The sequence below is a fragment of the Micromonospora sp. NBC_00860 genome (assembly GCF_045207375.1).
Lineage (GTDB): Bacteria > Actinomycetota > Actinomycetes > Mycobacteriales > Micromonosporaceae > Micromonospora > Micromonospora vinacea.
On sequence record NZ_CP108825.1, the window covers coordinates 6,108,386 to 6,123,503 of the forward strand.

A 15,118-nucleotide genomic window follows, 5' to 3' on the forward strand; every position below is an offset into this window, starting at 1 on the left:
CCGGCGCCGGGTGCCGCTGGCACCGCGACGGCCGAGCCGGAGTACGAGCAGACGGACGACGCGGGAACCGTCGCCGTCGACGCAGTACCCGCCGGAGCGCCGGTCCGCGAGCCGGAGCCTGTGCTCAGCCCTGTGCCCGGTGCGCGATTCGCCGAGATCCCGGTCGACGCGATCATGCCCAACCCGAAGCAGCCCCGCCAGGTCTTCGACGAGGATGCGCTGGAGGAGCTGAAGACCTCGATCCAGGAGGTCGGCTTCCTCCAGCCCATCGTCGTTCGGCAGCTCGACGACGAGAAGTACGAACTGGTGATGGGCGAGCGGCGCTGGCGGGCCGCCCAGGCGGTGGGGCGGGAGAGCATCCCGGCGATCGTCCGGGACACCCGTGACGACGCCATGCTCCGCGATGCCCTGCTGGAGAACATCCACCGGGCGAACCTGAACCCGCTGGAAGAGGCCGCCGCCTACCAGCAACTGCTGGAGGAGTTCGGCGCCACCCACGAGGAGTTGGCCCGCCGGATCGGCCGGAGTCGTCCGCAGATCTCCAACACGATCCGACTGCTGAACCTGCCCGCACAGGTGCAGCGCCGGGTTGCCGCCGGCATCCTGTCGGCGGGGCACGCCCGCGCTCTGCTGAGCCTCGACGAGGCCGAGGCGCAGGAACAGCTGGCCCTGCGGATCGTGGCCGAAGGACTGTCGGTTCGGGCGACCGAGGAGATCGTGGCCTTGGCACTGAACGACGGCCCGGCGAAGGGTCAGGCCGCGAAGCGGCGACCCAAGGCGCACGCGCCGGCCCTGACCGATCTCGCCGATCGGCTGTCCGACCGGTTCGACACCCGGGTGAAGGTCGACATCGGCCGCAGCAAGGGCAAAATCACAATCGAGTTCGCGACGGTGGACGACCTGGAGCGGATCGTCGGGATCATCGGAGTGCAGCAGGAGGAGAGCGGGGAGGACTGAGCCCGCCCGCTCGCCTACGGCCGCGCTACCCACCGGGGGCGCGGCCGTTCTGCATCCCGGGGTCGTCGCGTTTCACGTGAAACAGCCGACGGCCGCCCCGCGGTGGATCGGCGTGCCCGACCGGCAGTCGCCGCCCTCAGCTCGCTCAGCCCGCTCAGCGTCACCGCGACCGCAGGGATGAGGACGCCGGATGTATGTGGCGGACGGCTCGCTCTGACCCTGCGCGTCCGCAAGCACGGGCGGCGGGCGGGGGGCGGCAGTGCCAGGCGATCGGTCGGGTTGGCTCTACACGCGTCACAGAAGGCCCCGGCATGGTCCACTCGACCACAACCACCCCTCGCGTCGCTCGAAGCGTCAGCGAGCCGCTGAGTGGCCGTAACGGGTCTCCGTGGTTATCCCCGGCGGGTCGGATCTTTGGTCGCGGTCGGTCGGCTCGTCGCATCCCGCGTCAGCGACTCCCGGCGCGAGTCAGTCGAGCCGCGAGCGGCCAGGCGTGATGGCGTGCCCTGCGCACTCTGTTTCACGTGAAACAGAGGCCCCGCCCCGGCTGGTGCCGATCGAATCCCTGATCTGAGTGAACGGTCCGACGGGGTCGTCGCGTCGTCTCAAACGGCGACGACCGGCACTGCGGTTCGATCTGGCGTCCCCGACGGACGCTCCGAGCGGCACGGGCGCCCGGGTGCCTGAGCCGAGGGTCAGAGCTGATGCCCTCCGGGCGTCCTGCGAGTGGACGAGGGTCGTCGCTGGCGCAACTCCTCGAATGGACAAGCTGTCAATGCGAGGCGCCCCCGTTGAGCCGATGAGCGTCGGGGCCGCCCGTGGGTTCCGGTGGCATCCGGAGCGATCGCGGCGCACCCGTCCACTGTCGGCCTCGGTAGCCACCGATTCCGCCGATTTGGCGGTTCGCGGACAACGACCGACCGGCCGAAAAGTTATCCACACCGGTTGTCCACAGGCACCCCCCGTTTCACGTGAAACAGCGCGTGGGAGCGGGTGTGAGCCTGTGGATGACGGGGTGTGTTGAGGATCTCGGCAGCCTGTGGATATCGCCTCTCGGTGCCCGCGCGACCACGCGGGCCCGGTCGGCGAGCGGGCACCGATCCGGTGGCCCGGGACCGCTCAAACAGGTAGGGACAGCGGTGCCAGACTCGGTTAGGGTCAGCGTCGTGCACGACACCCCTCCCTCAGTCCCGGACTTCACCCAGTGGCCGTCATTTCCCTTCGAGGGTGACCTCCACGTGAAGCAACTCGATGATCCGGTCCCGGTCGAACCGCCCCGGAAGGGCGAGGGTCTCCGGGAATGCACCGCCTGCAACGCACCCGACGACGCCTACATCTGGGTGGGCGAGCGGTGGCGGGTCCGCGCCATGGACCGGCCCACCGGCCTGCCCATGGTGCTCATCCTGGAATCGCGGACCCACCTCGACCTTGGCGACCTGCCCAACCTGCTGGCTGCCGAGTTAGGGGTGATGACCGTACGTCTGGAGCGGGCTATCCGGTCGCTCGACGGCGTGGCACGGGTGCACGTCAATCGCTGGGGCGACGGCTCAGCGCATCTGCACATGTGGTTCCTCGCCCGCCCGTACGGCCGCCTTCAGCTGCGGGGCACGTTCCTGTCCCTGTGGGACTCCATCCTGCCGCCGATCTCCGAGGCGCAGTGGCGGGAAAATCTGGCGCTGGTCGCCGCCTGGCTGGCCGAGTTCGGTGGCCGTCCGCTCGCCGAGCCGCCCCGCATTCAGTGGCAGGCGCCGTCCAGTCTGCTGGCCCAGTCCGCTGCCGCGGATGCTGCCGCGGCGGAGGCCGCCTCAGCGGCAGCGGCCGGGGTGGAGGCGGTCTCGGTCATCGAGGCGGCAGAGGAGATCCCGGAACCCGCGCTCGACTCCACCCCCGATTCGACGGATGCGGACAGCGCGCCTCCGGCCGAACCGGTCGTGGACCCGGGGGCCGGCGACGGCTCGACGGCGACCACCGTCACCGACCGGACGGCTGCACCCGCTCGGGCCGCCACGGTCACCGGTCCGGCGACTGAACCCGCTCGAACGGCATCCGCCACCAACCCGCCCGGCATCCCTGCGTCCGGCACCGCGGCGTCCACCGCCGGGAACTCCACCGAGCCAGCGTCAGGCAACGCCGCCAGGACGCAGACGCCGTCCGGCGGATCTCAGGTCGGCCCGGCGGAGACGCGGCCCACCGACGGCCCGGCGAGCGGAAGCGGCGACCAGGCCGGTCCCGGCAACCCGGCTGCGACAGTCCCCACTAACGGGGGCGCCTCCGGTGCGGCCGCCAGCAAGACCATCGCCGAGAGCGGCGTCGAGGGCAGTCCGGACGCGGTGGTTCGTACCAACGGCAACGACGCACCCGACGTACGCGCCAGCCACTGATCCGGAACCGGCCATGAGGTTGCCCTACGGGACCGACCTCATGGCCGATCCGCAGGCGGGGCGCTCGACCGAACGGGGTGGCGGGTAGGTCAGTGCTTGGTGAGGCGGGCTGCTGCGCGGCCGACCAGGGTGCCGAGGAGTCGGCCGAAGTCCAACCCGGCCGCCTGCACGGCGAGCGGCAGCAGTGACGTCTCCGTCATGCCTGGCGAGACGTTGACCTCCAGCACGTGGGGCTGGCCGTCCGCGTCCACGATCACGTCGACGCGCGAGAGGTCCCGTAGACCGAGTGCGGTGTGCGCGGCGAGGGCGACGTCCGCGACTGTGGCAGCCACCTCCGGGGCCAGCCGGGCCGGTGCGTGCCAGGTGGTCCGCCCTGCCGTGTAGCGGGCCGCGTAGTCGTACACGCCGTTGCGCGGCACGATCTCCACCGGCGGCAGCGCCTGCGGGCCGTCGCCGAGGTCGACGACGGAGACCGCCACGTCCATCCCCGGCACGTACCGCTCCACCAGCGCCGTGGAGTAGTAGGCGAAGCAGCCGACCATCGCGGCGGGCAGCGCGGAGGCGTCCCGGACCACCGCCCCGCCCAGCCCGGACCCGCCCTGCGCCGGCTTGACCATCAGGGGTACGCCCAGGCGGTCGACGATCCGGTCCAGGACGGCGACCGCGCCAAGCTCGGAGAAACGGTCGTGCGGAAGCGCCACCCAGTCCGGGGTGGGGATGCCGGCCTCTCGGAGCACCGCCTTGGCCGAGGGCTTGTCCCAGGCGACCCGGGAGGCCCGGGCGTCGCAGCCCACGTACGGGATGTCGCACAGATCCAGCACCCCGCGCAGTGAGCCGTCCTCACCGGTCGCGCCGTGCAGCGCGATCACCACCGCGTCCGGCGGGTCGGCCGCGAGCGCCGGCAGCAGGGCCACGTCCGCGTCTCGCAGCTCGGCTTCCACACCGACGGCGCGCAGCGCGTCGAGCACCCGACGACCGGAGCGCAGCGACACGTCCCGTTCATAGGAGAGCCCACCCGCGAGCACCACGACGCGGAGGTCGGCCGAGATGGCGGAATCGGTCACGAGGAGGTGCTCGGCGGTCGTAGCCATGCCGGCATCATGCCAAGTCGGGCCCGGGCACGTCGGAGCCGGCCCGGCCCCGTCGACCGGCGGCGCCACCCACGGCGCCGAAGACCCGGCGCATCGCGATCTCCTGCTCCATGACACCGGCGAGTCGGCGGACGCCCTCGCGGATCCGCTCCGGCGGCGGGAAGCTGAAGTTGAGCCGCATGGCGCCGGTGCCGGTGCCGTCGGCGTAGAAACCCGTGCCGGGGACGTAGGCGACCCGGGCGGCGACCGCTCGCGGCATCATGGCCTTCGAGTCGAGCCCGTCGGGCAGGGTGGCCCACACGAAGAGACCGCCGGCCGGGGTGGTCCAGTTGGTGCCCTCGGGCATCAGGTCGGCCATCGCGTCGAGCAGGGCGTCCCGGCGTTCCCGGTAGACCTCGCGATAGACCTTGAGCTGCTGCCGCCAGGGCATCGTGCCGAGATAGGTGGCCACCGCGGCCTGGGCGAAGCCGCTGGGGCAGAGGATCTGCGCCTCGCTGGCGATGACCAGCTTGTCGCGGACCGCGTGCGGCGCCAGGATCCAGCCGACCCGCAGACCGGGGGCGAAGGTCTTGGAGAACGTGCTGAGGTAGAAGACGCCATCCCGGCGGCGGGCCCGCAGTGGGGCCGGGGCCTCACCCTCGAACCCCAGCTGACCGTACGGGTCGTCCTCGACGACGAGCAGGCCGGCGCGCTCGCAGATGTCGAGCACACGCTCCCGGCGCTCCTCGCTGAGCGTCACACCGGTCGGGTTCTGGTAGGTGGGGATCGTGTAGAGGAACTTCACCCGCTGACCCGCGCGGGCCAGATCGGCGATGGCCGTCTCCAGCGCCTCCGGGATCAGCCCGTCCTCGTCCATCGGTACGTGGACGACCTGCGCCTGGGCGGCCTGAAACACTCCGAGCGCACCGACGTACGTCGGCCCCTCGGCGAGCACCACGTCACCCGGGTCGAGGAAGAGCCGGGCCACCAGGTCCAGTGCCTGCTGCCCGCCCACCGTGACCACGACGTCCTCCGGGGAGGCCCCGCACGCGGCGTCGATGCCGGAGAGCGACATCACCTCGCAGATCCGCTCGCGCAGCTCGAGGGTGCCCTGACCGATGCCGTACTGAAGGGTGGTCGCGCCGTGCTCGGAGCCGAGCCGGCCCAGCATCTCGCCGACCGCGTCCAGCGGGAGGGCGGCGATGTACGGTGCGCCACCGGCGAGCGAGACGACCTCCGGACGACTGGCCACCGCGAACAATGCTCGAATCTCGGAGGCGGTCATCCCGCGTACCCGCCGGGCGTACCGGTCGGTGTAGTCGTCGAGTGTCGTGCCGGTCATGACCTCACCTCGATCGCTGCTCGGGTGGTTCCCGCCCCGGGTACCCCGCACACCGCTGACCATGGCCGCAGGCACACCGATTGTCGATCCTAGTCCGCCAGGGACGTGCTGCGGCCGTGCCGAGGCAGATCGACCACATGGCGGACCGTCCCCGCCGTCCCCCACTGGGGTGGGCATCTGCGCGTCCCCTCCCGTATCGCCGATCGGCGGCGTACGATCGCTCGTCGGGGGCAGGAAGGCGGCGCTGTCGTTCCATGCCGGTCTCACCACCGAGCCTATTGTGGGGATGCGCCATATGTCGCGACGTCTGGTCAGCCTGACCCTCGACACGTTGGAAGATCTCCCGAGCCCGTGCCGGCAGTGCGTCTACTGGGAGCTCGATCCGGTCTCCGCGGACCGGGCCTGCGCCGCCGGCGATCCGGGCCTGGAGAAGGAGGCGTGGGTCTCCCAGACGCTGCTGGAGTGGGGCTCCTGCGGCAAACTCGCGTACGTCGACGGCATGCCGGCCGGCTTCGTGATGTACGCCCCGCCCGCCTACGTGCCCCGTTCGATGGCGTTCCCGACCTCACCGGTCTCCGCCGACGCGGCCCTGTTGATGACCGCCAACGTGGTTGCCGCGTTCTCTGGCGGCGGGCTGGGCCGGATGCTGGTGCAGGGTGTCGCCCGGGACCTGACCAAGCGCGGGATCAAGGCCATCGAGGCGTTCGGCGACGCCAAGTTCGGCGACGCCGACGATCCGGCCGGCGGTTGCGTGGCCCCTGTCGACTTCTTCCTCTCCGTGGGCTTCAAGACCGTCCGTCCGCACCCGCGTTTCCCCCGGCTGCGCCTTGAGCTGCGGACGGCGCTGAGCTGGAAGTCCGACGTCGAGTACGCGTTGGAGAAGCTGCTCGGGTCGATGAGCCCGGAGACCCTGCTCCGGCCGGTCCGTCCGGCCCCGGCCACCCGCTCCACCAACGGCTGACGCTCGGCGGCGGATCAGTCCACGACGGTGCCGGCGGTCACCACGGCACGCAGTTCGCTGACGTCGAGCGATCCGGTCGGGACGTCCCGCTCGATCGGGTAGTACATCCGCTGCACCGCGGCCACGATCGCCTCCACCACCCGGTCCCGAAACCGGGGGTCGACGAGGTGGGCACGGTCGGTCGGCGAGGTGAGATAGCCGACCTCGACCCGGACGGCGGGCATCCGCGTCAGTCGCAGCAGCTCCCACGTCTTGGCGTGGGTACGGCAGTCCCGCAGCCCGGTGCGGGCGACGATCTCCCGCTGTACCAGCCCGGCCAGGCGTTCACCGGTCGCCGAGGTCACCCCGTTGTCGGTGCCGTAGTGGTAGGTAGCGACGCCCTCCGCTTCCGGGTTGGCGTGGCCGTCCAGGTGCAGCGAGATGAACACGTCGGCGCCGAGCGAGTTGGCGAGCAGGGCCCGGTCGGTGTCCGGCAGGCAACTGTCAGGCGACGGGCCCCGGGTGAGCTGCACCCGCACCCCGGTGGCGGCTAGTCGCCCCTCCAGCCGGCTGGCCAGGTCGTGCACCAGGTCCGCTTCCGTCCAGCGCAGCGAGCCGTCGGGCACCACCATCCCGGGGTCGGTGCCCCCGTGCCCCGGGTCGATGACGACCGTCTTGCCGACCAGCGCCGGCCCGGACTGCCGGATCGCGTCGGATTCGCGGAGCCACTGCGGGCGGCCACCGACCACCTTGCGGCCGATCCGGCGGAGCGCGTTCATCGTGTGTGGGCCGCAGGATCCGTCAGGGGTGAGCCCGACCTCGCGCTGGAACTGGGCCACCGCCCGCGACGTCCGGACACCGTAGATGGCGTCCGCGCGGCCCACGTCGTACCCCATCTCCAGCAGTCGCTCCTGCAGTGAGCGGACGTCCTCGCCGGTGAGCGGTTCGGGGACCCCGTGGTAGAGGGTGCGGGCGCCGAGCCGCCAGCGGGCGGCGTCCAGGGCGCGCCAGGTCTCCGCTCCGACCCGGCCGTCCACGCTGAGCCCTCGCGACTGCTGGAACGCGCGGACCGCCCGCTCGGTGCCCAGGTCGAACTCGTCGGTCTGTGGGCCGGCGGCCGCGAGCAGCTCAAGGCCGGTCAGGATGGTACGGATCTCCGTGACCGCGGGTCCCCGGTCACCGGGTCGGATCGGACGCACGCACGACCCCCTCTGCACGACGCTGGCTGGCCGGGCGGCCCAGGCTTGAGGCTATGCGCTCCGGGGCGGTGAGGTGGCTGGGGCCAAGAAATCCGTCACGGTACGGCCGGGAAGACACCGAACCCCGCACCCGGCGAGCGGGTACGGGGTTCGGTTGATGTTTCTGCTGGTCAGAGGGCCGATTCGATGAGCCGGACCAGCTCGCCCTTCGGCTTGGCACCGGCGATCGACTGCACCGGCTGGCCGTTCTTGAAGACGGTGAGCGTCGGCACCGACATGACCCGGTAGGCCCGAGCGGTCTCCGGGTTCTCGTCGATGTTGAGCTTGACGATGGTGACCTGGTCACCCATCTCGCGGGCGATCTCCTCGAGCAGCGGCGACACCTTGCGGCACGGACCGCACCACTCCGCCCAGAAGTCCACCAGCACCGGCTTGTCGGCCTGCAGCACGTCAGCGACGAAGCTCTTGTCGGTGACCGCCTTGGTTGTTCCCACTATGCCCCTCCTCCGGGATGTTCCTTGTTTCAGCTGAGCGTCGCGATGAACCGCTCGGCGTCGAGCGCGGCGGCACAACCGGTGCCGGCCGCGGTGATCGCCTGACGGTAGGTGTGGTCGACCACGTCACCGGCGGCGAAGACACCGGGCACGTTGGTGCGGGTGCTCGGGGCGTGGACCTTCACGTAGCCCTCGTCGTCCAGCTCGACCTGGCCCTGGAACAGCTCGCTGCGAGGGTCGTGACCGATGGCGACGAAGACGCCGGTCACGTCCATCACAGTGGTCTCACCGGTGTGCACGTTGCGGACGCGTACTCCGGTGACCTTGCCGTCCTCGCCGAGGATCTCCTCGACGGTGCTGTTCCACTCGACCTTGATCTTCTCGTTGCTCAGCGCCCGGTCGGCCATGATCTTGCTGGCCCGGAATGAGTCGCGGCGGTGGATGATGGTCACCGACTCCGCGAAGCGGGTGAGGAAGGTGGCCTCCTCCATCGCGGAGTCGCCACCGCCGACGACCACGATCTGCTGGTTACGGAAGAAGAAGCCGTCACAGGTGGCACACGCGGAGACGCCGTGGCCAAGGTATTCCTGCTCGCCGGGCACGCCCAGCGGACGCCACGCCGAACCGGTGGACAGGATGATGGATCGCGCCCGGTAGGCGGTCTCGCCAACCCAGACGGTGCTCACCGCGCCGGAGCCCGCGTCGCCGGTGTCCACCAGCTCGACCCGGGTCACGTCGTCGGTGAGGAACTCGGCGCCGAACCGCTCGGCCTGCTTACGCATGTTGTCCATCAGCTCGGGGCCGAGGATGCCGTCGGCGAAGCCGGGGAAGTTCTCCACCTCGGTCGTGGTCATCAACGCACCACCGGACTGCACGCCCTCAATGATCAGCGGCTTCAGGTTGGCGCGTGCGGCGTAGACCGCCGCCGTGTAGCCGGCCGGCCCGGAGCCGATGATGATCAGGTTGCGGACCTCGTCCACTGCCGTCTCCCGAGTTGTGTGTGTTCGGCGTCGGCGCGAGCACCGATGCTGATCCGAGTTGCCGACGCCTGGGTGGGGCCGGCAGCTGACTTCCAGAACGTCATCGTACGAACCGGGGATTCCCGAGCCGGGCATCCGGTGGGTCAGGTCACGTGGGCGGTCATCGTGCCATCGACCGTGGATTCACCCTACCCGCGCCGAATACCGGCTGTCCGAGCCGGACCCGGGCACTCCGCACTCCGGGCCGCTCACCCAGACCCACCGGGCGCCGGTCGCATCGGTGAAACGAATGACCAGCGCCTGATCGTCCCGGAACCTCGCGTAGTCGACCACCTCGACCACCAGTGGGGCCGATCCGTGCTCCGCCGCGACGCTGGCCAGACACGTGGTCAGCGCAACCTCGTCGCTCAGCCGGGCCAGTTGGTCCGACCCGTCGGGAGACCGACGGCGTTCGCCCTCGGCATCCACCTTCGGCTGCTCGCCCGGCGTATTGCCGGTCGCCCGGCTGGCAGCTGACGTGCTCGGCGCGTCAGTGCCGTACGCGTCGCCGAGGGTCTGCGGGGTGTAGTTCGTACCACTGCGCAGTGCCGGCCCGGTGGTGCGGACCGTTCCGGCCCCCGCGACGCCCTCGGGCGCGCTGGCCGGCTGGTTCATGGCGTTGTCGCCGCCGGAGTCGTCCGCCGCGCGCATCGACAGCTGGTTGAGGCCGAGTGCGACGGCGATCACGGCGATCGTGGCGGCGGCCACCGGTGCGCCGCGGCGAGCCCAGCCACGCCGGCGGCGGCCCGGTCCGGTGGGCGCCCGGCGCCCCACCCCGCCGGGTGTGCGGACGGCCGGCTGCCGACCGGCCTGCGCCGGTACGACGAACGATGTCGCCGCCTCGCCGTCCGGATCGCCGTTGGGCGCGTCGGCGGGTGCCTCCTCGGTCGAGGTGTCGTTCGACGGCTTCGCGGAGGCCAACGCGGCCAGGAGGCGGTCGGTGATCGCCGACGGCATCTCCGGGGACGGTTCGGCCCAGCGGGTCAGGTCCCCCCGGACCTCGGTCACGGCGGGGGCCAGCAGCGCGTACGCCTCGGCCCAGGACGGGTCCGCGACGACCAGTTGGGCGACCTCGTCCTGCTGCGGGGTGCCGTCCAACGCCCCGCCGAGGTAGTCAGCGAGGAGGTCGAGGTCGACCTCCCGGAACCCCTCGGTCGTCACGTGTCCTCCTGGTTGGCGTCCCGCCGGTACCGGCCCGACCCCGATCCGACGCCTTCCACCGGGCCGGGGTTCCCCGGCGTGACGCCGGGCACGCCAGTGATCGGGACGGCGTGGTCCGAAGGCGTCCCGACGACGGCGGGGCGGAGGTGCCCGAGCAGTACGGCGAGCCGGGCCCGGCCCCGGGCACAGCGACTCTTCACCGTTCCCTCGGCGACGCCGAGGATGCGGGCGACCTCGGCGACCGGATAGCCCTGTACGTCGACCAGCACCAGTGCGGCGCGTTGCTCAAGGGGCAGCGCGGCGAGCGCCTCGCGGACCACCAGCACCGTGTCGTGGTCCGTTGCCGGTGCCGCCGGCTCCAGCCCGCCGGTGCCGTCCTCGGCCCGGTTGCCGTCCGGCAGCGGCACTGTGGGGTGCGCCTGCCGGCGTCGGATCCGGTCCAGGCAGGCGTTGACCACGATCCGGTGCAGCCAGGTGGTGACGGCGGAGTCGCCGCGGAACCGGCTCGCCGCCCGATGCGCCGACAGCAGGGCGTCCTGGAGGGCGTCGGCTGCCTCCTCGCGGTCGCCGAGCGTCCGCAGCGCCACCGCCCACAACCGGTCGCGGTGCCGGTGGAACAGTTCGGCGAAGGCGTCCCGGTCTCCGGCGACGTGCGCGCGCAGCAGCTCCAGGTCCGTTGCGGCGGCACGCCCGCCCATCACCGCGTCCAGCGAATGCGGTGCCCGGATCGTGGCGCCCGGCTCACGACCCCTGGACCGTAATCTCCTGCACCCCCAGCTTGAAGCCACCCTCGGACGGAGCCAGCTCGGTGATCCAGAACAGCAGGTACTGGTATTTCTGGTCGGCGTCGAAGCCGTTGAACGTCATGGTGGTGCCGTCGTGGTCCTCGAACGGCTGGCCGATGGCGGTCTTGTAGTTCGCGACCAACTGCTTGTCACCGTTGGAGCTGGACGGCGGGTTGGTCGTGCCGGCGAGCAGTTGGGCGGACGCGCCGGTGGCCGACAGGATTGCCTGCACCGACTTGACGGTGTGCGGCTCGCCGAGGTCGATCCAGACGCCCATGCCCTTCTTCAGGTTGCCGAAGTTGGGCCGGTCCCGGTAGGTCTCGGTCTCCCAGCCCTTGTCCTCGTCACCGTCGATGACCTTGTCGGCGCCGTCGACCTCACTGCGGTTCTTGCTGTCCGGGTCGATGATCCGGACGTCCTTCACTGTCAGCTTGCGCGCCGCCGTGGCGGCCGGGGTGGCGTTGCCGGCCGGGGCACTGGAGGTCGGCGCGGCGACCGGGTTGGACTGCGGGTCCTCGTCGTCGCCGCCCAGCGCGATGATCCCGATCAGCAGACCGACCAGGGCGACGGCCAGCAGACCGGCGATGCCGACGGCGACCTTGCGGCCCCCGGCCGCGGCCAGGGGCGACGGCTCTTCCCCGGTGTCAGCGGCGAACCGCAGCGGCCCGCTGTTGTCGAGGTAGTGCTCATCCTCGGCGGGCACGTCCAGTCGCGCCAACTCGGCGGCGAGCACGTCGGAGGAGGGCGGCGCGATCTCGGCGTCGAGCAGATCCATGGTCAGGTCGTCCAGGTACGCCGGAACGCCCGCCCGAACCTGGCGGGGTGCGGCGATGGCACCTGCGGCGTCCCGAACGGCGTCCGGGATGGCGGCGCGGCCGTGGCCGGCGGTGGCGCCGTGCAGCGGTGCCTCGGCGTGCGGCCAGGAACCGGTCAGTGCGAAGTAGAGGACCCCGCCGACCGCGCGGATGTCGTTCTCCTGGCTGTCGGCGCCGTCGGTGCGGGCGTCAGCCAGGACCACCCGGCCCTCGTCACTGATCATGACGGTGCCGGGGTGGACGTTGCCGTGCACCATGCCGGTGGCGTGCACAGCGGCGAGCGCACTCGCGACGGCGTTGCCGATGGCGGTGGCCCGAGCCGGGTCCAGGGGGCCGTCGGTCGCCAGGTCCCGCAGGGACTGCCCGTCGACCCACTCGCGCACCACGTACGCACGGTCGGCCTCGTCGATCGCGTCGTAGACCCCGACCAGGTTGGGGTGGATGACCCGGCTGGCCGCGACGGCGGCCTGAAGCATCTCGGTGGCGGAGTCGCCACCCGGGTAACGCAGCACCACGGCGACGGGACGGCGCAGGATGACGTCGACTCCGCGCCAGACCAGCCGACCCGCACTGTCGTTGTTGATGTGCTCAACCAGTTCGTACCGCTCGGCGAGGACTTCACCGGCCGTGGGAGCACCGAAGGTCATGACCGGAGGAGCGCTTTCGTCCGCCTCCTGACCCTCGCCGACCTGGGTCACCCGTCCTCCCTCGGTGATCGTGTCGATCGATGAACCCGAACTGCTGGGCATGTGGCTTCCCGCTCTGCCGTTGAAGGAACCGGCCGACCGGTGTCGACGCCCAGCGTCGGCCCCTGCCGTACCCGTCGAGAGCGACCTTACCCGGGTTGCCCGTCTCTCCGACATGTCATCTTCCCGCCGTACCTGGCGGGGTTCCGGCAGTCGGCGAACTCGTCCGGTTACGACCGTTGTCAGCCACGTTGCTGGCACATGTACTAGCTAATCTACGGCTTCACCGCAAGTGACCGACGCCGGGGCTGGGCTGGCGTGGCGCTCGCGTTACCTCGTACGTTCCCACCGATCGGGTTGCCACCCTCAGCCGTACGGCTGGTTATCCACAGCCTGAAGCGGCGGTTGACCGGCGAATCGCGGAGTTATCCACAGGTGCATCCCCAGCCTGGTGATCCGCAGTGACGGTCCGTATGAGTGTCAACTTGTTGTAATCGGGGGCGAACGTTCAGCGACCGAGGCGGCGGCGGACCATCCCGACCACCTCGGTGATCTCCCCGATCTTCAGCAGCATGGCCAGACCCAGGTAGGTCCCGCCGATCACCGCGCCACCGATCACCAACTGGAAGATCGCCTCCAGGCGGCTGGGGGTGTCGTCACCGGGCAGCAGCTTCACCACCAGAACGCCGACCACTGCCGAACCCAGCGCCGCAACCGCGACCCTGCCGCCGGTCCGCATGATCTCGCCGAGGCCGATTCGACCGACGCGCGGCCGAAGTAGCCAGGCCGAGCCGATCGCGGCAGCCAGATAGGAGACCGTGTTACCGATCATCATTCCCGCACCGGCGAAGCTCGCCGAGAAGGCGACGTACAGCACGATCTGCACCCCGATCCGGAGCGCCACCACCGGGATGTTGATGAGAGCCGGCGTGCGGGTGTCGGGCAGCGCGTAGAACGCGAAGGTGAAGAGCTGGCTGACCGCGAACGGGACCAGCGCGAGCGCGGCGGCGAGCAACACGACGGACGTGGCGGTGGCGTTGTCCTCGTTGAACGCGCCGAACCGGAACAGCGTGAACGCGATCGGGGTGGCGAGGACGGCGTAGCAGACCGCGATCGGGGCGAGCACCGCCGTGACCGTGCGGGTACCGCGGGAGAGGTCGGCGGCGAGGTCGGCGTACCGGCCGTCGGCGGCGGCCGCGCTCATCCGGGGCATCAGTGCCGTGATGATCGAGACGGCGATGATGCCGTGCGCGGTCATCAGCAGCAGGAACACGTTGTTGTAGATCAGCGGACCGGCGGCGTTCTCCTTGCCGGCCCGGTTCAGCAGGTTGAACAGCACGATCAGGCCGACCTGGCTCACCGCGACGTAGCAGATCATCCAGGCCCCGAGCCGGCCCAGCTCGCGTAGCCCCAGCTCGCGGAAGTCGAAGCGAAGCTTCCAGCGGAAGCCGACCTTGCGCAGCGCCGGCAGCAGGCCCATCGCCTGGATGGCCACACCGAGCAGGGTGCCGCCACCGATCAGCAGGATTCGCCCGGTGGTCATTTCCCCTGGCTGGACGATCTCCGCGCCAAATATGGCGATGTAGAGGCCGGCGGTGCCGATCACCACGAGGTTGTTCAGGATCGGCGCCCACATCGGGGCGGCGAAGTGCCCCCGGGTGTTGAGCACCGCACTGATGAGCGCGCTCAACCCGGAGAAGAAGATCATCGGCAGCATCAGCCGGGCCAGCCCGGTGACCAGCTTCGAATAGTCGCCGGTCGACTCACCGCTGCCGTAGAGCCAGGTCAGCGTCGAGGCGAACGCGACCGCGAGCAGCGCCGCCACGCCGAGGGCGAGCACCGCCAAGGTCAGCAGCCGCTGGGCGTACGCCTGACCGCCGTCGACGTCGACCTTGCGGCGGCGCACCAGCACCGGGATCAGCACGCTGGTGAGGACGCCGCCGAGCAGGAACTCGTAGACCATGCCGGGCAGGATCTGCGCGGTGGTGTACGCGTCACCGACCAGCGCGCCGCCGAGCGCCGCCGCGATCACCAGGTTGCGCAGGAAGCCGGTGCCCCGGCTGACCAGGCTGCCGATCGCCATCACCGCGCTGTTGGCCGCCGCGCTCGCCTCGCCGACCTGCTCCTGCGGTGGCGCGGTCGACTCCATGGCCGGCTGGTTCAGCGGCTCAGCGGAGATGAAGGTGGCGCCGTCCCCGGGACGGGCGTTGGCACCGCCATCGTTCGCGGCGTTGGCGCTGCGGTAGAGCCCGCCGCTCATCTCCAGCCT

10 protein-coding genes and 2 pseudogenes are annotated in these 15,118 nt (G+C 71.0%); 3 read left to right on the plus strand and 9 right to left on the minus strand.

Annotation, left to right across the window (positions count from 1 at the left end; all coding sequences use genetic code 11):
• Positions 1–87 precede the first annotated feature (87 nt).
• Positions 88–957 (plus strand): annotated as a pseudogene (locus OH804_RS28180) (ParB/RepB/Spo0J family partition protein); the annotation flags it as partial.
• 1,391 nt (positions 958–2,348) lie between these two features.
• A pseudogene (locus OH804_RS28185) lies at positions 2,349–2,751 on the plus strand (hypothetical protein); the annotation flags it as partial.
• Positions 2,752–3,427: 676 nt separating this feature from the next.
• Here OH804_RS28185 and OH804_RS28190 read toward each other — a convergent pair.
• Both OH804_RS28190 and OH804_RS28195 read right to left on the minus strand, forming a co-directional pair.
• Complete coding sequence (locus OH804_RS28190; RefSeq protein ID WP_196920362.1) at positions 3,428–4,429, minus strand: D-alanine--D-alanine ligase; 1,002 nt, start codon at positions 4,427–4,429, stop codon at positions 3,428–3,430.
• Positions 4,430–4,436: 7 nt separating this feature from the next.
• A complete protein-coding gene (locus OH804_RS28195) occupies positions 4,437–5,750 on the minus strand; it encodes a PLP-dependent aminotransferase family protein (protein WP_406060575.1) in 1,314 nt (437 codons plus the stop codon).
• A gap of 295 nt (positions 5,751–6,045) precedes the next feature.
• Here OH804_RS28195 and OH804_RS28200 point away from each other — a divergent pair, with 295 nt between their 5' ends.
• On the plus strand, positions 6,046–6,711 hold the full coding sequence (locus OH804_RS28200; RefSeq protein ID WP_196920360.1) for a GNAT family N-acetyltransferase: 666 nt from the start codon (positions 6,046–6,048) through the stop codon (positions 6,709–6,711).
• Positions 6,712–6,725: 14 nt separating this feature from the next.
• Here the strand turns inward: OH804_RS28200 and OH804_RS28205 are convergent, their stop codons facing one another.
• From OH804_RS28205 to murJ, 7 genes are all read right to left on the minus strand, one after another.
• Entirely contained in the window at positions 6,726–7,889 is a 1,164-nt protein-coding gene (locus tag OH804_RS28205) for an N-acetylmuramoyl-L-alanine amidase (protein WP_406060577.1), read from the minus strand.
• A 170-nt stretch (positions 7,890–8,059) separates the two neighbouring features.
• On the minus strand, positions 8,060–8,383 hold the full coding sequence (gene trxA, locus OH804_RS28210) for a thioredoxin (RefSeq protein ID WP_030331849.1): 324 nt from the start codon (positions 8,381–8,383) through the stop codon (positions 8,060–8,062).
• A 29-nt stretch (positions 8,384–8,412) separates the two neighbouring features.
• The gene (gene trxB, locus OH804_RS28215) at positions 8,413–9,363 is read right to left on the minus strand and encodes a thioredoxin-disulfide reductase (RefSeq protein ID WP_196920358.1); all 951 of its coding nucleotides are present in this window, start codon (positions 9,361–9,363) and stop codon (positions 8,413–8,415) included.
• 183 nt (positions 9,364–9,546) lie between these two features.
• Positions 9,547–10,563 (minus strand): hypothetical protein, encoded by a 1,017-nt coding sequence (locus OH804_RS28220; RefSeq protein WP_406060580.1) that lies wholly within the window; start codon positions 10,561–10,563, stop codon positions 9,547–9,549.
• Positions 10,560–11,261: an RNA polymerase sigma factor SigM gene (gene sigM, locus OH804_RS28225; RefSeq protein WP_406060582.1), complete on the minus strand. Its 702-nt coding sequence runs from the start codon at positions 11,259–11,261 to the stop codon at positions 10,560–10,562. Before sigM ends, OH804_RS28220 begins: the two co-directional genes overlap by 4 nt.
• A 43-nt stretch (positions 11,262–11,304) precedes the next feature.
• Positions 11,305–12,912, minus strand: a complete 1,608-nt coding sequence (locus tag OH804_RS28230) for a protein kinase family protein (RefSeq protein WP_406060584.1) — start codon at positions 12,910–12,912, stop codon at positions 11,305–11,307.
• A gap of 445 nt (positions 12,913–13,357) precedes the next feature.
• Positions 13,358–15,109, minus strand: coding sequence for a murein biosynthesis integral membrane protein MurJ (gene murJ / locus OH804_RS28235; protein ID WP_406060586.1), 1,752 nt, complete (start codon positions 15,107–15,109; stop codon positions 13,358–13,360).
• Positions 15,110–15,118: the final 9 nt, after the last annotated feature.

Bases quoted from the DNA above. Each gene is read 5' to 3' on its own strand.
- sigM (WP_406060582.1), bottom strand. From the start codon at position 11,261: ATGGGCGGGCGTGCCGCCGCAACGGACCTGGAGCTGCTGCGCGCGCAC.
- OH804_RS28195 (WP_406060575.1), bottom strand. From the start codon at position 5,750: ATGACCGGCACGACACTCGACGACTACACCGACCGGTACGCCCGGCGG.
- OH804_RS28230 (WP_406060584.1), bottom strand. From the start codon at position 12,912: ATGCCCAGCAGTTCGGGTTCATCGATCGACACGATCACCGAGGGAGGA.
- OH804_RS28190 (WP_196920362.1), bottom strand. From the start codon at position 4,429: ATGGCTACGACCGCCGAGCACCTCCTCGTGACCGATTCCGCCATCTCG.
- OH804_RS28200 (WP_196920360.1), top strand. From the start codon at position 6,046: ATGTCGCGACGTCTGGTCAGCCTGACCCTCGACACGTTGGAAGATCTC.
- murJ (WP_406060586.1), bottom strand. From the start codon at position 15,109: ATGAGCGGCGGGCTCTACCGCAGCGCCAACGCCGCGAACGATGGCGGT.